Source organism: Intestinibacillus sp. Marseille-P6563 (assembly GCF_900604335.1).
In the GTDB taxonomy this organism is placed as follows: Bacteria; Bacillota; Clostridia; order Oscillospirales; family Butyricicoccaceae; genus Butyricicoccus_B.
In genome coordinates, this window is record NZ_UWOD01000001.1 from 345372 (window position 1) to 365736 (window position 20365).

General features: G+C 54.1%; 16 protein-coding genes. 5 read left to right on the forward strand and 11 right to left on the reverse strand.

Translation table 11 applies throughout. The features are described 5' to 3' along the window. Positions 1-27: 27 nt before the first annotated feature. From EFB11_RS01765 to EFB11_RS01800, 8 genes are all read right to left on the reverse strand, one after another. Positions 28-2466, reverse strand: a complete 2439-nt coding sequence (locus EFB11_RS01765) for a glycogen/starch/alpha-glucan phosphorylase (protein WP_122788672.1) — start codon at positions 2464-2466, stop codon at positions 28-30. Between the two features lie 113 nt (positions 2467-2579). Beyond that, complete coding sequence (gene glgA / locus EFB11_RS01770; protein ID WP_122788673.1) at positions 2580-4007, reverse strand: glycogen synthase GlgA; 1428 nt, start codon at positions 4005-4007, stop codon at positions 2580-2582. A gap of 123 nt (positions 4008-4130) precedes the next feature. Continuing rightward, positions 4131-5258, reverse strand: a complete 1128-nt coding sequence (gene glgD / locus EFB11_RS01775) for a glucose-1-phosphate adenylyltransferase subunit GlgD (RefSeq protein ID WP_122788674.1) — start codon at positions 5256-5258, stop codon at positions 4131-4133. A gap of 21 nt (positions 5259-5279) precedes the next feature. Continuing rightward, positions 5280-6491, reverse strand: a complete 1212-nt coding sequence (locus tag EFB11_RS01780; RefSeq protein WP_122788675.1) for a glucose-1-phosphate adenylyltransferase — start codon at positions 6489-6491, stop codon at positions 5280-5282. 69 nt (positions 6492-6560) lie between these two features. Continuing rightward, a complete protein-coding gene (gene glgB, locus EFB11_RS01785; protein ID WP_122788676.1) occupies positions 6561-8600 on the reverse strand; it encodes a 1,4-alpha-glucan branching protein GlgB in 2040 nt (679 codons plus the stop codon). A 370-nt stretch (positions 8601-8970) separates the two neighbouring features. After that, the gene (locus tag EFB11_RS01790; protein ID WP_122788677.1) at positions 8971-10209 is read right to left on the reverse strand and encodes a competence/damage-inducible protein A; all 1239 of its coding nucleotides are present in this window, start codon (positions 10207-10209) and stop codon (positions 8971-8973) included. 24 nt (positions 10210-10233) lie between these two features. Then, positions 10234-11409, reverse strand: coding sequence for a tRNA uracil 4-sulfurtransferase ThiI (gene thiI / locus EFB11_RS01795; RefSeq protein WP_122788678.1), 1176 nt, complete (start codon positions 11407-11409; stop codon positions 10234-10236). A 21-nt stretch (positions 11410-11430) separates the two neighbouring features. Continuing rightward, complete coding sequence (locus tag EFB11_RS01800) at positions 11431-12558, reverse strand: cysteine desulfurase family protein (RefSeq protein ID WP_122788679.1); 1128 nt, start codon at positions 12556-12558, stop codon at positions 11431-11433. A gap of 197 nt (positions 12559-12755) precedes the next feature. On the opposite strand from EFB11_RS01800, the gene EFB11_RS01805 reads away from it, so the two are divergent. From EFB11_RS01805 to EFB11_RS01825, 5 genes are all read left to right on the forward strand, one after another. Then, positions 12756-14030, forward strand: coding sequence for an adenylosuccinate synthase (locus EFB11_RS01805; protein ID WP_122788680.1), 1275 nt, complete (start codon positions 12756-12758; stop codon positions 14028-14030). Between the two features lie 150 nt (positions 14031-14180). After that, the gene (locus EFB11_RS01810) at positions 14181-14414 is read left to right on the forward strand and encodes a FeoA family protein (protein WP_442906801.1); all 234 of its coding nucleotides are present in this window, start codon (positions 14181-14183) and stop codon (positions 14412-14414) included. Beyond that, entirely contained in the window at positions 14411-14632 is a 222-nt protein-coding gene (locus EFB11_RS01815; RefSeq protein ID WP_122788681.1) for a FeoA family protein, read from the forward strand. Before EFB11_RS01810 ends, EFB11_RS01815 begins: the two co-directional genes overlap by 4 nt. A 38-nt stretch (positions 14633-14670) precedes the next feature. Further along, a complete protein-coding gene (gene feoB / locus EFB11_RS01820) occupies positions 14671-16830 on the forward strand; it encodes a ferrous iron transport protein B (RefSeq protein ID WP_122788682.1) in 2160 nt (719 codons plus the stop codon). A 29-nt stretch (positions 16831-16859) separates the two neighbouring features. Next, positions 16860-17009: a FeoB-associated Cys-rich membrane protein gene (locus EFB11_RS01825; RefSeq protein WP_122788683.1), complete on the forward strand. Its 150-nt coding sequence runs from the start codon at positions 16860-16862 to the stop codon at positions 17007-17009. A gap of 69 nt (positions 17010-17078) precedes the next feature. On the opposite strand, the gene EFB11_RS01830 is transcribed toward EFB11_RS01825, so the two are convergent. The 3 genes from EFB11_RS01830 to EFB11_RS01840 all read right to left on the reverse strand — a co-directional run bounded on the left by EFB11_RS01830 (position 17079) and on the right by EFB11_RS01840 (position 20197). Continuing rightward, the gene (locus tag EFB11_RS01830) at positions 17079-17858 is read right to left on the reverse strand and encodes a TIGR00282 family metallophosphoesterase (RefSeq protein WP_330510590.1); all 780 of its coding nucleotides are present in this window, start codon (positions 17856-17858) and stop codon (positions 17079-17081) included. 62 nt (positions 17859-17920) lie between these two features. Then, positions 17921-18880, reverse strand: coding sequence for a ribose-phosphate pyrophosphokinase (locus tag EFB11_RS01835; RefSeq protein WP_122788685.1), 960 nt, complete (start codon positions 18878-18880; stop codon positions 17921-17923). Positions 18881-18934: 54 nt separating this feature from the next. After that, entirely contained in the window at positions 18935-20197 is a 1263-nt protein-coding gene (locus EFB11_RS01840; protein WP_122788686.1) for a DapH/DapD/GlmU-related protein, read from the reverse strand. Between the last annotated feature and the right edge of the window lie 168 nt (positions 20198-20365).

Genomic DNA, 20365 nt, shown 5'->3' on the forward strand with positions numbered 1-20365 from the left:
ATGGCATTTTTCTCTGTCGCGAAATGCTCAATACGCAAAATTGGTGTGCACCCGCCAGATATTCTGCGCATATTCAGCCACTGCGCGATCGGCTGCAAACCGGCCGGAATTGGCAATGTTAATCAGGGACATATAGTTCCAATTCTCCGGCCTCTGGTACATCTGTGCCACACGTTCTTGCGCCAGACAATAGGACTCAAAATCCTTGCAGATCATAAAGCGGTCGGTACGACCCGGGCCGCCATCGATCAGGCCTGCTACCACATCATTGTAATCCACGTGATCACCAAAACCACGACGAATGTGATCGAGCACATCTTTGAGCACCGGATTGGCATTGTAGTAATCGCGCGCACAGTAAGCTCCCGATGCTGCCAAAGCCTCTGCCTCGGGCGTTTCCATACCGAAAATAAAGATATTTTCCGGACCAACCGCCTGACAGATTTCAATATTCGCGCCATCCATGGTACCGATGGTCAATGCGCCATTCATCATGAATTTCATGTTGCCGGTACCGGATGCTTCCTTGCCCGCCAGCGAGATTTGCTCGGACAGTTCTGCCGCTGGCATGATGAGCTCAGCAAGCGATACCCGGTAATCCTCGATGAAAACGACCTTCAGCTTATCGCCTACATCCGGATCATGGTTGACCATGTTGGCAATCGAATGGATGAGCTGAATGGTCTTTTTGGCAGCGGCATAGCCAGGCGCTGCCTTGGAACCAAAAATAATCGTACGGGGCACAAGCGGCGCGGAGGGATTCTTTTTGATTTGGTGGTACATGGCCATCACGTGCAGGATATTGAGCATCTGCCGTTTGTATTCATGCAGACGCTTGACCTGCACATCGAAAATCGAATCCAGATTGACTTCAATCTTGTTGTGCTCGGCGATATACGCCGCCAAACGCTGTTTGTTATGGTCTTTGATCTGCTTCAGCTGCCGCAGCAGTTTGGGGTCCGAACCAAAGTTGGAAAGCACCTGCAATTCCGAAGGATGGGTGATAAATCCATTACCGATTTTGGAACGAATCAGTTCGGTCAGCTCTGGATTGGCTTCACACAGCCAGCGACGCAGCGCAATGCCGTTGGTCACATTGCAGAACTTGGTCGAATACACCCGGAAAAGATCGGAAAAAACTTTTTCCCGCAAAATACCCGAGTGCAATTCGGACACGCCATTGACCGAGAACGAGCCCACCACAGCCAGATTGGCCATGCGCACCTGTCCATCAGCTACAATTGCCAGCTTGGAAATCCGGTCAAAATCGCCCGGATAATAATTCCACAATTCCTTGCAATACCGCTCATTGATTTCGTTGATAATCATCATCACGCGCGGCATATGTGCCTGGACGAGGTCGGTGGGCCAGCATTCCAGCGCCTCCGGCATCACCGTATGGTTGGTATAGGCAACCGACTGGGATACGTTATTCCACGCCATTTCCCAACTCATACCTTCTTCGTCCATCAGGATACGCATGAGCTCCGGAATGACCAGCGCCGGATGGGTATCGTTGATATGCAGCACATTCTTTTCTGCAAAGTTCTGCAATGTACCATACCGTGCCTTATGTTTGGCGCAAATATCCTGAATGGTCGCCGAAACCAGGAAATACTGCTGCTTGAGCCGCAGCGACTGCCCTGCCAAATGATTATCTTCCGGATATAGAACCTTGGAAATCGATTCTGCCATCGCCACTTTTTCCACTGCTTTGAGATAATCGCCGCGGGAAAAGGCCTCCATATCCAGCGCAATCGGGCTTTTGGCCTGCCACAACCGCAGCCGGGCGATATTTTCGGTGTTGTAACCCGAAATCGGCATATCATAGGGCACCGCAATGACCGGTGTATAATCGGTGTGTTCGACCACCAGGCGGCCATCTTCCCAGCGAGTTTTGACCGCGCCGCCGATCCGCACCTCGCGGGCATCGTCCATCGCAGGAATCTGCCAGGCTGCACCGGTTTCCAGCCAAGTATCCGGCTGTTCGATTTGTGCACCGTTTTCAATCTTCTGACGGAAAATACCGTTTTCATATCGGATGGAATAGCCGTTGCCTGCCATCCCCAAGGTCGCCATGCTATCCATATAACAAGCAGCCAAACGGCCTAATCCGCCATTCCCCAGTCCCGGATCGTCTTCCACTTCAAAAATATCTGCGACTTCATAACCCAGGTCTGCCAGTGCACCTTCCAAGGCTTCCTGCATCCCTAAATTGAATGCATTGTTGCGCAAAGAACGTCCAATCAGAAATTCCATGCACAAATAGTGTACTTGCCGTTCTTCATTTTCTTTGATTTTGGCCTGTGCTTCCATCATTCGTTCCACCAATTCATCCCGAATGACCATCGCACAAGCCAAATAGATCTGCTTGGCATTCGCTTCGGTCACTTCTCGGCTGAAATGACGGCGCAATTTGCCAACGATCTCCTGCTTGATTCCATTCTTGCTGTAGGTTTTTGCCATGATATCTCCGTACTTATACCCGGATATATTCCGGGCCTCCTCCTTCCAGATGCAAACGCGCGGCAAAATTCACCGCGCGTTCACGATAAACTCTTCTTTCTGCGTGTGGGCAATCAAAGAGATTGATAAATTTCCAAATATTTTTTCGCCGATGTCTTCCAGCTGAAGTCTGATTCCATGCCGCCAACAACCAGCTTCTTCCATGCCTCCTTGTTGTATTTAAAGACACCACAAGCTTCTCGAATGACATGCAGCATATCATGGGCGTTGTAGCTATGGAAGGTAAAGCCATTGCCGGTGCCCAGATAATCCACAAAAGCGGTGACTGTGTCTTTGAGACCGCCGGTCTCGCGCACGATCGGAATGGTACCATACCGCAATGCGATCATTTGCGCCAAACCGCAGGGCTCCGACTTGGACGGCATCAGGAACATATCGCTGCCGGCGTAGATTTTGCTGGCCAGTTCAGCCGAGAACATAATCGATGCCGAAATCTTGCCGGGATACCGACGCTTGGCTTCCATAAACATCTGTTCATAGCGCCACTCGCCTTTGCCCAGTACGATCAAACGAACATCCTCTTCCAGTATCTCGTCCAAAACGGCTTCAATCAGATCAAAGCCCTTATGCCCAGCAAAGCGCGAAACCATGCCAATCACCGGTGTTTCATCGGTGCCTTCCAGCCCGCACATGGCTAGCAGTTCGGCCTTATTGACTGCCTTATTTTTCAAGGTGCGTGTCGTGTAATTTTTAAACAAATACGGATCGTGCGCCGGATCAAAGGTTTCCTGGTCGATACCATTGATGATGCCATGCAACTTATAGCTGCAGTCGCGCAGAATGGGGTCCAGACCGTGTCCATAATACGGCGTTTGAATCTCTTCGGCATACGACGGCGAAACGGTTGTCACCGCATTAGATGCCACAATGGCCGCCTTCATCAGGTTGACATCGCCATCCATGGCCATGAAGCCCGAACGGTAATGCGCATCGTCAATTCCCAATACGTACTCCAGAATTTCCCGGCCATATCGTCCCTGATAGGCAATATTATGGATGGTAAAGACCGTTTTCATGCCCTGATAGTATTCCCGACCTGCAAACATCAGGTTGTAGTACACCGGTACCAATGCGGTCTGCCAGTCGTTGCAGTTGATCACATCCGGCTTAAAGTCCAAATCGGGCAGAATTTCCAGAACAGCCTTTGAGAAGAACGCAAACCGTTCGGCGTCGTCATATTCTCCATATACCTGCCCGCGTGCAAAATAATACTCATTATCGATAAAGTAATAGGTTACTTCGTCATCGGTATACTCGAATACGCCGCAATATTGGTTGCGCCAGCCAAGCTGCACATAGGCGTTTTTTAAATAGGTCATTTTTTCGCGCCATGTTGCAGGAATGGCACTATACAGTGGACAAAAAACAGCGACTTCATGTCCTTCTGCGGCCAGTGCCTTTGGCAGAGAGCCGGCAACATCGCCTAAGCCGCCAGTTTTGATAAACGGAGCCACCTCGCTGGCAACATACATGATTTTCATAAGGGTACCTCCAAACTGGAAAGCGGGATGTCCAGCAAGGGACATCCCGCCGAAAAAATATTCTGATTTTGCAGCGGGACGATTCAGTTATATCCTCGGCGGCGCTACAACGCCAGATCCAAATTATACAACCGAACTCTTCGCAATGACCACCGGATAATTTTCATGGCCCATCATTGTGCGGCCTTCCCGGATGGTAACCCCGCGATCGGTGATGATGTGTGCCAGGGATGCACCGGTCAGGATGCGACCATTTTCCATAATGATCGAATCCCGGATTTCGGCATCCTTTTCCACCAGAACATCGCGGAACAAGATGGAATTGACGACCTTACCTTCAATGTGACAGCCATCTGCAATCAAGCTGTCTTCCACCATGGCCTTATCTCCATAATATGCCGGCGACTCATCGTAAATGCGGGTATAGATCGGACGGGTGCGCATAAATACCTCGTCGCGGGTTTCCTTATCGAGCAGGTCCATGTTGGACTGGAAATAATCCTTTGCGTCTTCGATCTTGACGGCATATTCACCGAACAGATAACCACCGATCTTGCTGTCCGTGAGGGCACGGGTCAGCAGTTCACGTTCAAAGTGAATGCAGTTATGGGTGACACAATCGGCAATCAGATGGATCAGGTACTGGCGGCTCATCACATAAATGCCCAGCGCCTGATGTTTGCAGCGACTGTCATTACTATCGCCCACGCGGATGTCCACGATCTCACGGCGGCGGTTCATTTCACAATAGGTGGTGAACGGGCTTTCCTTGGACTTCTTGGTCACGACCATCGTGATGTCATTGCCGGAATTTTTATGCTGCTCCACAACGTCGTCGATCGGGATATTGGCAACAATATCGCCATCCGACAAAACCACATAATCGGCACGATTCTTTTGCAGGAAATCGATAGCACCTGCCAAAGCATCGATCTTGCCGCGGTATTCCCCAATGACCAGCGGCGATGCCTTCTTGGAGTAGCTGTACGGCGGCAGCATGGTCACGCCGCCATTTTTACGGGAAAGATCCCAGTCCTTTGCGTTGCCAATGTGATCGATGAGCGACTGATACTTGTCTTTCATCAGCATACCAACCCGGTAGATGCCCGAATTGACCATGTTGGACAGCATAAAGTCCACGATACGATACCGGCCGCCAAACGGAACCGCTGCTACGGTACGATGCTCGGTGATCTCACGCAAGTCATTATCGGTATCAAAGGCAATGATGATGCCTAATACATTTTTCATGTTCTCGCTTCCCCTCTTCTTTTAAATCATATCCGGGAGGTCTTCGCCGGCCATTTCCTTTGCGCCCAGCTTTGCGCCGCGGCCAACACGCACCTCTGCTGCGACCACAGCAACCCCCCAATTTTCGATTTCACCATCCGAGGGGCTTGCACCTACCTGCGCATTTTCACAGATACGTGCATTTTCTGCAACGATCGAATACCGTACCACAGCTCCCGGTTCGACGACGGCACCCGGCATCAAGATCGAATACTCGACCGTTGCGCCCTTGCAAATCGTTACGTCGGAGAACAGGACCGAACCGGATACATTGCCCATGATTTCACAACCTTCGGATACCAGCGAATGGGTCACCTTGGCATCCTTGCTGGTGTAATGCGGGGGTGCACCGTTGTTGCGGCCATAGATCTTCCAGCTGTCGTCGGTCAGATTCAGGCCAGACTTGGGGCTGAGCAGATCCATATTGGCTTCCCACAGGGATTCGATCGTGCCAACGTCTTTCCAGTAACCCTCAAAGCGGAAGGATACCAGTTTTTCGCCAGCATTCAGCATGGCCGGGATAATATCCTTACCGAAGTCATTGGAGGACTTGGCATTGTTTTCATCATCGATGAGATACTTGCGAAGTTTCTTCCAGGTGAAGATGTAGATACCCATGGATGCCAAAGTGGACTTGGGCTGCTTGGGCTTTTCTTCGAACTCATAGATGGTGCCATCTTCGTTGCAGTTCATGATACCGAAGCGGGAAGCTTCATCCAGCGGTACATCAATGACTGCAATCGTTGCATCGGCGCCGGTCTTCTTATGCTGCTGGAGCATTTTGTTGTAGTTCATCTTGTAGATGTGGTCACCCGACAAGATAAGCACATATTCCGGATCATACTCGTCCACAAAGCCGATGTTCTGATAGATTGCATTGGCTGTGCCCTTATACCATTCCGAAGTTTTGCCCTTCTGGTAGGGCGGCAGGATGAACACGCCGCCATTGAGCCGGTCGAGGTCCCAGGTCTGCCCTGCGCCAACATAGGCGTTCAGAGCGTGGGGTTCATACTGGGTCAATACACCCACCGTATCGATGCCCGAATTGATGCAGTTGGACAACGGGAAGTCGATGATCTTATATTTTCCGCCAAAGGGGACGGCAGGCTTAGCGACCTTTGTCGTCAGAACATAGAGTCTGCTTCCTTGCCCGCCTGCTAAAAGCATTGCAACGCATTCTTTTTTCCGATACATGATATTCTCCGTTTCTTACCCAATATTGATATTTCTTATATTGCAGTAAACACCATTTCTGGCATATACTTAACCCTTGGATTCCGGCTCTGCCTTCGTCGATTTGCGCGGGGACGCTTTTTTGGTAGTCCGCTTGGCAGTCGTCTTTTTGGTCGCTGTTTTTTTGGTGGTCTTCGCCGCCTTATCCCCAGCCGGTTCGGCTTTCACGCGACGTTTGACACGCGGTTTGCCCTTGAAATACATCACCGACAACGGCGGGATCTTCAGATCCACGATCTGCTCCATGCCGTGCATTTCTTCGGCCTTGGTGCGCTTCTTGCCATTCGTCACACCGCTGCCGCCAAATTCGACGCGGTCGGATGAGAACACTTCTTCATATGTGCCGGCATACGGCACGCCGATCTTATAACTTTCGTGATAGACCGGTGCAAAATTGACAATACAAATCAGATCGCTTCCATCCTTGGCAATGCGGCGGAATGCGATGATGTTGTTGACATTATCATCATGGGAAATCCAGGCGAAGCCCTGCCAGTCGGTATCATTTTCCCAAAGCTGCTTGTTTTCCAGATAGAATGCGTTGAGCGCCTGCACATAGGTCTGCATTTGCCGGTGGGCATCGTAGTCTAACAGCATCCAGTCCAAGCCGCGTTCTTCGCTCCATTCGGAGAACTGACCAAATTCGCCGCCCATAAACAGCATCTTTTTGCCCGGATGACCGGCCATATAACCATACAAAGCGCGCAGGGTCGCAAATTTGTTTTCATACGGATCGGGCATCTTGTCGAGCAGCGATTTTTTCCCGTGTACCACCTCGTCATGCGAAAGCGGCAGGATATAATTTTCCGAAAAAGCGTACATGAACGAGAAGGTGATCTTATCGTGCATGTCCTTCCGGAAGAACGGGTCGGCGCCGACATAGCACAGCATGTCGTTCATCCAGCCCATATTCCATTTGAAGTTAAAGCCCAAGCCGCCCATATAGCCCGGCTTGGTGACCATCGGCCAGGCGGTGGATTCCTCAGCGATCATCAGGCAGTCCGGATGATCGGTCAGAACCATCTCATTGAGCAGCCGCAGAAAATCAACGGCTTCCAGGTTTTCACGGCCGCCATAGATGTTGGGCCGCCACTCCCCTTGCCGGTTGTAGTCCAGATAGAGCATGGATGCCACGGCATCGACGCGCAAGCCGTCCATATGGAATTTTTCGATCCAGAACATGGCCGACGAGAACAGCAAATCCCGCACCGAAACCTTGCCATAGTCAAAGACACGGGTGCCCCATTCCTTGTGCTCCATCTTGAGCGGGTCGGCATATTCATACAGGTACGAACCGTCAAATTCGACTAGACCATGTCCATCCTTGGGGAAATGCGCCGGTACCCAGTCCATAATGACGCCCAGGCCGGCCTGATGTGCCTTGTCCACAAAATACATCAGGTCATGCGGTGTGCCATACCGCGAAGTTGCGGCAAAATAGCCAGTTACCTGATAGCCCCACGAGCCGTCAAACGGATGCTCGGTGAGCGGCATACATTCAATGTGGGTATACCCCATTTTCTTTGCGTAAGGGATCAGTTCATCCGCGAGCTGGCGATAGGAATAGAACGTGCCGTCTTCATACCGCTTCCACGAACCCAGGTGTACTTCATAAATGTTCACCGGCTGTTCATAGGGCGGATGCTCTTTGCGCCAATTGAGCCAGCTTTCATCCTGCCAAGTGTAGCCTTCCAAATCAAACACTTTGGATGCATTGCCCGGCCGGGTTTCCGAATGGAAACCATACGGGTCCGCCTTATCCAGTTCGTAGCCTTCCGGTGTTTCGATCGCATATTTATATGCGTCATACTGCTTGACGCCCGGGATAAACAGTTCCCATATCCCGCGATCATCGCGCTGCATGGTATGAGCCGAACGATTCCAATTGTTGAATTCGCCCATAACGGCAACGCGGACGGCATTCGGCGCAAAAACGCGGAAAACATAGCCCTCTTGTCCATCGCGGTTGTCGGGGTGCGCGCCCATGAATTCATAGGCACGGCAGTCCTTACCCGAATGGAACAACGACATATGCTCCTCCAAGTTCATGTTTTTCGCCTTTCCTTCCATGCGTTCATCTCCTCTTGAACGGGCGCCAAAATCGCCCAGAAATCATCCATTTTCTTCCTTTTGTCTGTTTTTTTGTAGCCATCGCACAGTTTATCTGATACCCACTCAACATTTACTAGATATAGTATACAACAGTCACAAAAAAATGTCCAGTAATTTCGAAAATCACTGGACATTTTTTGTTTATTTTTCTAACTCAACACCCAAAACTTAACAAACATATTTCATTTTAACCGGGCATATCCGCAAAATTTTGCTATTTCTGTGCACTTTTTCACAACTTAGCCATAGTGATAGTACACAATTTAGCCCCGGTTTTTTTGTGCCTTCTGAGTAAAAAATCGGTTGTCTGGGTAAAGTGGACGTAAACTTAGGAAACGCCCTGTAATTTCCGACGGATCATATCCAGCGCTGTCGAGGCCGCCTGATTGCGCACGCGGTCACGACCCAGCGCATTGGTGGTTTTTTTCGTCAGCAGTTCGCCCTGCACATAAACACTGATATAAACCAGGCCGACCGGTTTGTCCTCGGTCGCGCCGCCCGGTCCCGCGATGCCGGTGATGCCGACCCCAATATCGGTATCCAGCGCACGGGCCACGCCTGCGGCCATCTCCTCGGCCGTCTGCGAGGACACCGCACCATAGGCGTCCAGGGTTTCCTTCTTAACGCCGAGTAGCTTCATCTTGACTTCATTGGAATATGAGCACACGCCGCCCTTATAATAATCGGACGCGCCGGGCAGGTCGGTGATGCGCTTGCTCAGCAGACCGCCGGTGCAGCTCTCGGCGACCGATAGAGTCAGCCCCCGTTTGCGCAGTTCGTCGCCAACGACCTGTTCGAGCGAATCGACATCGACCCCATACACATCGGCACCCAGCATATCAACTACTTGAGCGACCACTGGTTCGAGCAGCTTTTCGGCTTCTTCGGTTGTGTCCGCCTTGGCTGTGACGCGCGCGAAGCACTCGGACACCTTGGCATAAGGCGCAATCGTCGGATTGGTCATGGTGGCCATCAAATCATGCAGACGATCCTCCATCGCGCTTTCGCCCAGACCAAACACCCGCACACTGTGCGAAACAATGCAGCCGCCCGCGAGCGGATACAGATAGGGCTTGGCGCACTGTTCCCACATGGGTTTGCACTCGCGCGGCGGGCCGGGCAGCATGAGCACATGCTTGCCATCTGCTTCGAAGCCGCAGCCGGGCGCCGTTCCCCAGGGGTTGTCAAACACCGTGCAGCCTTCGGGCAGCCAAGCCTGCTTTTCGTTGTTGGGCGTCATTTCGCGGCCAATCTTCTGGAAAAATTCGCGAATGCTGTCCAGCGACGGCTGGTGGAGCACCATCTTTTTACCGAATACCTTGGCCAGCGTTTCCTTGGTCAGGTCGTCGAGCGTGGGCCCCAGGCCTCCGGTAGTGATGATGATGTCCGCCCGGTCCTTGGCTTCGCGCACTGCGCGCTCCAGCCGCTCAGGATTATCCCCCACGACCGTCTGGTAATACACATTGATGCCCAGTTCACTCAGTCCCTGGGAAATGACCTGCGCGTCGGTATTGACAATCTCGCCCAGCAGGATCTCGGTGCCCACAGCGATCAGTTCTGCATTCATGATAAACCCTCCAAGTCCATGTTTTCACTTTTTCCGGCCCGGATAGATGGCTTCGGTGCCGTTTACCGCTTCTTCGACCAGCGCTTCCACATCCAAATGGGATTCTGCATCCAAAATCTTGGGCATCTTGGGTTTGGTGTTCGGATGCTTGGGCGTAAAGACCGTGCAGCAGTCTTCATACGGCAGAATCGAGGTTTCAAAGGTGCCAATCTTGCGGGCGATCTGCACGATTTCTTCCTTATCCATGCCGATGACCGGCCGGAACACCGGCAGTTCACAGACCGCACCGGTCACCGCCATGGCCGGCATGGTCTGGCTGGCCACCTGCCCCAGGCTTTCGCCGGTAATCAGGCCGCCACAGTCGTTCTGCTTGGCCAATCGCTCAGCAATGCGCATCATAAACCGCCGCATGATGAGTGTAAAGAGCTCTTCATGGCAGTTGTCGCGGATGGCTTCCTGAATCTTGGTAAAGGGCACGACCAGCAGCGGCATACGGCCGGTGTAAGCGGTCATGATCTCGGCCAGTTCGATGACCTTTTCCTTGGCCCGCTCGGAGGTATACGGATAGCTGAAGAAATGGATAGCGACCAGTTCCAGACCGCGTTTGGCCATCATGTAGCCCGCGACCGGCGAATCGATGCCGCCCGACAGCAGCATGGCCGCCCGGCCATTGGTGCCCACTGGCATGCCGCCAGCACCCGGTTCCGGTCCGGCATGCACAAAGGCGTGCGTGTCGCGGATTTCAAAATGGATGGTCAGTTCAGGGGTGTGCATATCCGGCTTCATGTGACGGTACTTGTCCGCCAGTTCGCCGCCGATGTGCTGCGACACCTGGATAGAGGTCATCGGGAACCGCTTGTCGCCGCGCTTGGTCTCCACCTTAAACGACTTGGCATCCGCAATGCGGTCGGCCAGATAGGTTTCGGCCGTCTCCTGCATGGCTTCCAGCGTCTTGTCGCACACCGCCGCCCGACAGATGAGCGCCACGCCAAAAATCTTGCGTACCGCTTCCATGGCGGCATCGGCGTCGCCTTCGTCGGCACCCCACACATAAATGACCGACTGGCGCATGCTCACCTCGCAGGGCGTCACATGCTTGAGGCGGCGCTTGATGTTTCCCACCAGCTTATCTTCGAATGTCTTGCGGTTGAGTCCCTTGAGGACGATCTCGCCGCACTTTAAAAGCAATACTTCTTTCATAATTCCCTCGTTTTTCATTTTTTAGCGCCGCAGCATGGCCGCGCCTTTTTTCAGCCCTTCGATGAGGGCATCGACATCTTCCTTGGTGTTAAACGGTGCAAAGGAAATGCGCATCGCGCTGTCAATGCGCGCCTTATCCAGCCCCATGGCCTTGAGCACCGTGCTTTCCTTGCCCTTGGCGCAGGCCGACCCGGCCGATACATAGACCTCGTCGCCTTCCAGCACCCGCAGCATCACTTCGCTTTTGCAGCCGGGCAGCGATAGATTCGCCACATGCGGCACATCGCTCAGCCCGTTCCAGACCGCCCACGGCAGTTCTTCCGAAACCCGGTTGTGCAGATATTGCCGCAGCTGTGCCACCCGTCGGACATCCTCGCCCATGCGCTCCTGCCGGACCCGGCAAGCAGCTGCCAGCGCCGCGATACCCGGCATGGGCTCAGTGCCCGAACGCATGCCGCTTTCCTGTCCGCCGCCGACCAGATAGGGCCGCAGATTGACGCCCTTTTGGATGTACAGCGCCCCAATGCCCTTGGGCGCGCCGATCTTATGACCGCTGATGCTCATCAGATGGCAGTTCCACTTTTTCGGGGTCAGCGGCACACGGAACAGCCCCTGCACAGCATCCACATGGAACAACGCTTTCGGACAGCGCCGCATAAGCTGCCGCCCCATTTCGATGACCGGCAGCAGGGTGCCGACCTCGTTGTTGACCAGCATCACGCTGGCCAGAATGGTATCGTCCCGCAGCGCGGCGGCAAAATCCTCGGCGGTCACATGGCCGCTTGCATCCGGCTGAAGGTACGTGACCGTAAATCCTTCGTCCTCCAGGCGTTTGAGTGCATTGCGGGTCGCCGCATGCTCAATGGCCGTCGAAACGATATGCTTGCCCAAATGGCGGTTTTTAAAGGCCGCGCCAAAGATGGCGGTATTGATCGACTCGGTGCCGCCCGAAGTGAAGGTGATCTCATTCGGCTGGGCGTTTAAAGCAGAGGCGACCGCCTCCCGGCTGTCCTTGAGCAGACGGGCTGCTTCGATGCCCAGCCGGTGCTGGCTCGACGGATTGCCGAACCCCTCCGCCATGGCGTCCATCGCAGCGCGCGCCGCTTCGGGCAGCACGCGGGATGTGGCCGAATTATCCAAATAATGCATTTGATTTCATGCCTTCCTTTGTGTTTTCTTTTGGTTCTTATTATAGCAGTCATCCGCAGCGCTGTCACCCACATTTTTTACGAACTTACATTGAAACAGGGCGAAAAATGTGATATAATGCCTTTGTGTGTATCACACATACATGCAAAATGCACAGTGATGATTTTCCACTGTTTATTGAAAGGGGCAACTTTTTCATGCCGGGCAAAGTAATTTTGGGCGCCCAGTGGGGCGACGAAGGAAAAGGCAAATTCATCGATATCTTCGCGGCCAAGGCCGATCTGGTCGTACGCAGCCAGGGCGGCAACAACGCCGGCCATACCGTTGTGGTCGATGGCGAAAAATACAAACTTCAGCTTATCCCGTCGGGTATCCTCTATCCGAACTGCGTCAATGTCATCGGTCCCGGTGTAGTCGTTGACCCGCGCAACGTTCTCAAGGAAATCGATACCCTGGCGACGCAGGGCGTATCGACCGACAAACTGTTCATCGACGCCCGTTGTCACTGCATCCTGCCGTGGCATCTGGAACTGGACGCCCTGTCGGAAAAGGCACGCGGCGCAGGTGACATCGGCACCACCAAAAAGGGCATCGGCCCGACCTACATGGACAAGGCCGAGCGCATCGGCGTACGTATGCACGACTTTGTCGGCGAACGCTTTGAAGAAGCTATGCGCGAAGCGTGCGAGCGTAAGAACAAGGTCATCACCGGCGTATACGGCGGCGAACCCATCGACATCGAAGCCGTTCTGGCCGAATACAAGGGCTATGCCGACCGTCTACGCAGCCATGTGACCGACACCACCATCATGACCTGGGATGCGGTCAAGAATGGTAAGTTCGTCCTCTTTGAAGGCGCACAGGGCACCCTGCTCGACCTCGATATGGGCACCTATCCTTATGTTACCTCTTCCCATCCGATCGCGGGCGGCTGCTGCATCGGTTCGGGTGTTGGTCCGACGGCCATCACCGACATCATGGGTATTTTCAAGAGCTATACCACCCGCGTGGGCAAGGGTCCCTTCCCCACCGAATTGTTTGACGAAACCGGCGACTATATCCGCAACGCCGGCGGCGAATTTGGCACGGTCACCGGCCGTCCGCGCCGTACCGGCTGGTTTGACGCGGTCATTGCCCGCTATGCGGTACGTGTCAACGGTCTGACCGAAATGGTCATCAACAAGATCGACCCGCTGCGCGGCCTGCCCAAGCTGAAGGTCTGCGTTGCGTATGACTACAAGGGCGAGCGCATCACCGAGTTCCCGGCAAACTTTGCCGATCTCGAGCACTGCACCCCGATTTACGAAGAATTCGACGGCTTCGATGAGGACATCACCGGCTGCCGTTCGTTCGACGAACTGCCGCAGACCGTTCAGAACTATATCCGTGAACTGGAGCGCATTTGCGGTTGCAAGATCACCATGCTGGGCGTTGGTCCGGCGCGCGATCAGGTCATGCCGATCGACATCTAAGTCAAAATCCAACCAAACACCAGGAAGAAAACTTCCTGGTGTTTTCTTTTGCTTTCTTTTCAAGTTAGCTATTGACAACTCTTGTTAGCCGTGGTAAACTCTTAACCGTAATCAAGAAGTTAGGTTGCACTAACCGAAAGGAAGAGACATATGGCAGGCATGATGCTTTCATTTTTGGACCCCGGTAATACCGGACGAATCGCCCGGATCAGCGGAAAAGATGACGTACGGCAATACCTTTCCAATCTGGGCTTTGTTGCCGGAGCAAAGGTCACCGTTGTTTCCAAGCTGTCGGGCAATCTGATTTTAAAGGTAAAAGACGCGCGCATTGCCATTGACCAAGGCATGGCGCGCCGCATCTTCGTAGAGGAGGAAATGGAATGAAGACTTTACGTGCAGTAAAGCCAGGGGACACGGTAACCGTGAAAAAGCTGCATGGCACCGGCGCGACACGCCGCCGCATCATGGACATGGGGCTCACCCGCGGCACCGAAGTGTATGTGCGCAAGGTCGCCCCGTTGGGTGACCCGGTGGAGGTCAATGTCCGCAGTTATGAACTGAGCCTGCGCAAGGCTGACTGCGAAATGATCGAAGTCGAATAAGCGGCACAGGGTTCAAAAGACAGACGAGGAGGATCGACATGAATTTAAAAATTGCCCTAGCCGGCAATCCGAACTGTGGTAAAACCACCATGTTCAACGCATTGACCGGCAACAACCAGTATGTCGGCAACTGGCCGGGCGTGACGGTAGAAAAAAAGGAAGGCAAACTCAAAGGTCATAAGGACGTCATCATCCAGGACCTGCCGGGCATCTATTCCCTTTCGCCGTACACGCTGGAAGAAGTCGTTGCCCGCAATTATCTGATCGATGAAAAACCGGACGCGATTTTAAACATCGTGGATGCTTCCAACCTGGAACGCAACCTGTATTTGACCACCCAGCTCATTGAACTTGGTGTTCCTACGGTAGTCGCACTGAATATGATGGACATCGTCAACAAGCGCGGCGACCAAGTCGACGGCGCGAAATTGGCCAAAGCATTGGGCTGTAAAGTGATGCAGACCAGCGCGCTCAAGGGTGAAGGCTGCAAAAAGGCTGCCGAAGAAGCCATGGCACAGGCTTCGGCTGGGACCCGCCCGATATACTGCCGGTTTGACGACAAGCTGGAAGATGTTCTGCGTGAAATCTCGTCTTTGGTCGAAGATGTCGTCGATGCCCGCAGCTTACGCTGGTTCACCATCAAGCTGTTCGAGCGCGACGAAAAGGTGATGGAACGCTTCCATTTCTCGTCCGATGTATCGTCCCACATTGAATCCCTCATTGCACAGGCCGAGGAGGATTTTGACGACGATGCCGAATCGATCATCACCAACGCACGCTATGCCTGCGTTTCGCAGATGATTCAAAGTTCCCTGAAAAAGAAATCCAACACCCGTCTTTCCACCTCCGACCGCATTGACCACATTGTCACCAACCGCATTTTGGCACTGCCCATCTTTGCGGCTGTGATGTGGGCGGTCTACTATATCGCCATCACCACGGTGGGCACTTTTGCAACCGAGTGGACCAACGATGTCCTGTTTGGCGAGATCGTTCCCAATGCGGCAAACAGTGTGCTCGATGCTATCGGCTGCGCTCCCTGGCTGCATTCGCTGATCGTAGATGGCATTATCGCGGGCGTCGGCGCAGTGCTTGGTTTTGTGCCGCAGATGCTGGTTCTGTATGTCATGCTGGCCATTTTGGAAGACTGCGGCTATATGGCGCGTGTGGCCTTCATTATGGACCGTATCTTCCGCCGCTTCGGCCTGTCGGGTAAGTCCTTCATCCCGATGATGATCGGCATGGGCTGCGGCATTCCGGGCGTTATGGCATCCCGTACCATCGAACAGGACCGCGACCGCCGCATGACAGTCATGACCACGACCTTTATCCCCTGTGGCGCCAAGTTACCCATCATCGGCCTGATTGCGGGCGCGATTTTCGGCAACGCCGGTTGGGTCGCCTGGTCGGCGTACTTCATCGGCGTGGCAGCCATCGTCATTTCGGGTATCATCCTCAAAAAGACCCGCATGTTCGCCGGCGAACCGGCGCCCTTCGTGCTCGAACTGCCCGCATACCATGCTCCCACGGTTGTCAATGTACTGCGTGCGACCTGGGAACGCGGCTGGTCGTTCATCAAGAAGGCTGGCACCATCATTCTGCTGTCGACCATTGTTCTGTGGTTCCTGCAGACCTATGGCTTTGAAAATGGTACATTCACCGCTGTTTCTGAGATCGACAACTGCTTGCTCGCTTCGATCGGCAATGTGATTGCTCCCATCTTTGCTCCGCTTGGTTGGGGTCACTGGCAGGCGGCGGTAGCATCGATCACCGGCCTGATCGCCAAGGAAAACGTCATTGCAACCTTTGGCCAGACCTATCACTTTGCGGGCGAACTGGCCGAAAATGGCGACGAAATCTGGTCTTTGGTTGCCCGTGACTTTACTGCGGTGTCGGCGTACTCCTTCATGGTCTTCAACCTGCTGTGCGCACCGTGCTTTGCCGCGATGGGCGCCATCAAGCGTGAAATGAACAACGCCAAGTGGACAGCATTCGCCATTTCTTATCAGTGCGTCTTTGCCTACACCATTGCCCTGATGATCAACCAGTTCGGTCTGCTGTTCACCGGTGGCGGCTTTAGCCTCGGCACGGTTGCCGCGATTGCTGTTTTGATTGCTTACCTCTACCTGCTGTTCCGCAAACCGCAGCAGGCTTCTACCGAAACCCTGCGCTCGGTTGCAGCCGGTGCTCGGGTATAAAAAATCTTTGTTTGGAAAGGATGGTTCTTATGGGTACCGCTATCGTTTGTGCGGTGCTGATTGTGTGCATCGTGCTCGCGGTCCGCAGCGTTCGCAAATCCCACAAATCGGGCGGCTGCGGCGGTGGATGCAGCGGTTGCAGCTCCTGCAGCTCCTGCCATCCAGACCACAAATCTTAATTTCGCTCATACGATTTTCTTAATTGTTCTTCCTATCGAAAACGGCGCCGGAAAAATCCGGCGCCGTTTTCATTGCTCGCGGTCCCAAATGCGTTCCACTTGCTCGCAGATGCCGCTGGCTGGATCGATCGTAAAGACCGCACCGCCCAGTGCGCACTCCCCTTCTGCAGTTTGAAAATACTCGGTCAAATCGCCGCGGAACATGGCAATCGACTGCTCGGGCTTGACGCCCAAAACCGACCAGATCGGGCCAGTCATCCCGATGTCGGTGATATATCCGCTCCCCTTGGGGTTGATGCGTTCATCCGCCGTCTGAACATGCGTATGCGTACCATAGACCGCGGCGCAGCGGCCATCCAGATAAAACCCCATGGCAATCTTTTCGCTGGTGGCCCCAGCGTGGATTTCACAGATGGCGACATCGTATTGCCCCTGATTCTGCTTGAGGATACGGTCGACAGCCAGAAACGGATTGTCCGGCCCAAAGGCCATCTCACACCGGCCGATCAGGTTCATCACCAACACCCGCCATCCGGCAGCGTCATAAACCCCCCAGCCTTCGCCGGGAAGCTGCGGCGCCAGATTGGCCGGGCGCAGAATATAGCAGTTTTCCTCCAAATACGGGACGATCTGCCGCTTGTTCCACACATGGTTGCCCAGCGTAATGACATCGGCACCCGCATCAAAAATATCGTCTGCCTGGGCGGGAGTGATACCAACGCCCGAGGCGTTTTCCCCATTGACGATCACCAAATCGGCCCCATACTGCCGCTTGAGTGTCCGCAGCCGGCGCTGCAAATATTGCAGACCCGGTTTGCCGACCACATCGCCGACTACAAAAATTTTCATCTCCATTCCTCCAAAAAGGCGGACAAGATTGGATCTTGTCCGCCTCGTTTGCGCTTTTCCTCTTAATCGAACAGCGTGGAAACCGAAGTTTCCTCGTAGATGCGTGCAATTGCCTCAGTGAATACCGGTGCAACATTGAGGATATTGATCTTGTCGATCTGCTTGTCCTGCGGCAGCGCAATGGTGTCCAGAAGGGTCAGCTCCTTGATCGGGCTGTTCTGGATGCGCTCGATGGCCGGGCCAGACAGTACGCCGTGCGTTGCACAGGCGTAGATCTCGGTCGCGCCACCCTTTTCGACCAGCGCATTGGCTGCATGCACCAGAGTACCTGCGGTATCGATCAGGTCGTCGATGAGCAGGACGCGCTTGCCCTTGACGTCACCGATGATGTTCATAACCTCGGAAACATTGGCCTTCGGACGACGCTTGTCGATGATGGCCAGCGGCAGGTCAAGCTTTTCGGTGAACTTACGCGCACGATTGACCGAACCTAAGTCAGGGGATACGACGACCACATCGTCACGCGCCACGCCGAATTTGCCCGCCATATGCGGGATGAGCACCGACGAACCCAGCATGTTATCCACCGGGATGTCAAAGAAGCCCTGAATCTGCGTTGCATGCAGATCCATGGTCAGAACACGGTCTGCGCCTGCGGTTGTAAGCAGGTTCGCGACCAGCTTGGCCGAGATCGGATCACGGGCCTTGCTCTTACGGTCCTGACGGGCATAGCCGAAGTACGGAACCACTGCCGTGATGCGGCCAGCCGAAGCACGGCGGCAGGCATCGATCATAATGAGCAGTTCCATCAGGTTGTCGTTGACCGGCTCGCAGGTCGACTGGACGAGGAATACGTCCGAACCGCGCACCGTTTCCGAAATGGAGATCGAAATCTCGCCGTCCGAGAATGTGCCGATGGTCGCCTTGCACAGCGACAGGCCCAGCGCGGATGCGATCTGCATGGCCAGTGCCGGATGGGAACTGCCTGCAATGATCTTGATGTTTTTACCGTGAGAAATCATGGTTTCAATACCCCCTGCATATTGCAATACTTTTCTTCATGATAGATTTCGGCTTTATTTGTCTTTCTTGGCCGCCATACGTGCCCGGCGGGCATCGTTCCAGCCATCGATGTTGGTCTGCCGCGACCGGGCGACCGTCAGGGCGCCGTCGGGCACATCCTTGGTCACCGTGGTGCCGGCTGCGGTAAAGACGCGGTCGCCCAGCGTGACCGGAGCCACGAGGTTGGTGTTGCAGCCGATGAAGCAGTCGTCGCCGATGATGGTCTTGCTCTTGACATAACCGTCGTAGTTGACAACCACCGTGCCGCAGCCAAAGTTAACCCGCTCGCCCACTTCGGCGTCGCCGATATAGGTCAGATGGCTGACCTTGGTGCCGTTGCCGATCTGCGCCTTCTTCAGTTCCACAAAGTCGCCGATGCGGGTATGGTCGCCCACCTGGCAACCCGGACGAATGTACGCAAACGGCCCTACCGTTGCATCCGCACCCACGCTGGATTCGTAGACCTGCGAATTGTTGACGCTTGTGCGCGCGCCAATCTCCGCCTTCTCCAGGATGGTATTGGGGCCAATGGTCGCGCCCTCGCCGATCTTGCTGCCCGGACGAATCAGGCAGCCGGGCAAAATGACCGCGCCTGCGCCGATCTCGGCATCGGGTGCGATAAACGTGCCTTCGGGGGCAAAAATCTGCACGCCGTTGGCGATGTGCGCCAAGTTGATGCGCATGGTCAGGTCCTTTTGTACCTGATATGCGCTTGCACCGTCCACCACTTCGGTTACCGCCGGCAGGGTGCAGGTGTCGCACAAGCCGCCCTTTGCGGCGATCTTGGCAACTGCATCAAACAGGGACTGCGCCTCATCCAGTACGTCCCGCAGGGCCTCGGTGCGGAACAGTACGGCATGCAGGGCCTTGGGACCATGTCCCTGTCCAACGCCGCAAACCTGTGCATTGGCATCGGTCAGCACCGACTGGGTGCCAGCCGTGCCGGAGCAGCACAGCAGGGTGGCTGCATTGCCGCATGCCAGATGCTGAATGGCGGCACGTGCAAAGTCGGCTGCCGTCAGTTCGGGCATGGGCGCTGCGATCAGAAGCACATAGTCCGTATCATCCGGCAAAGAGACCGCATGCAGCGCCTCTGCTTCCCCGGCAAAGGGGGTTTCCCCTACCGGGCAAAGGGTTTTGACCGGGGCGAACAATTCGTTCGTCAACTCGTCCTCCATCCACTTGGCTGCGCTCGAAAACAGGACCGGACGTGCAAAGTTGCACATGCCGTCGGTTCCGGGCACGCCGTTTAGGAAAATCGTCGTTACATCACTCATTTGAGAATTTCCTTCCCGTCTATGACTTGGTGCTTTTTACCGCACCACAGTATAATTCAAGTTAATTATACTATATCATTCCCCAAAAATCATCAGCAATTTAAGAAAATTTCCCCGCCCCTTGCACGATTCCTTTTGACACGATATAATAAATGCAGACGATTTTTG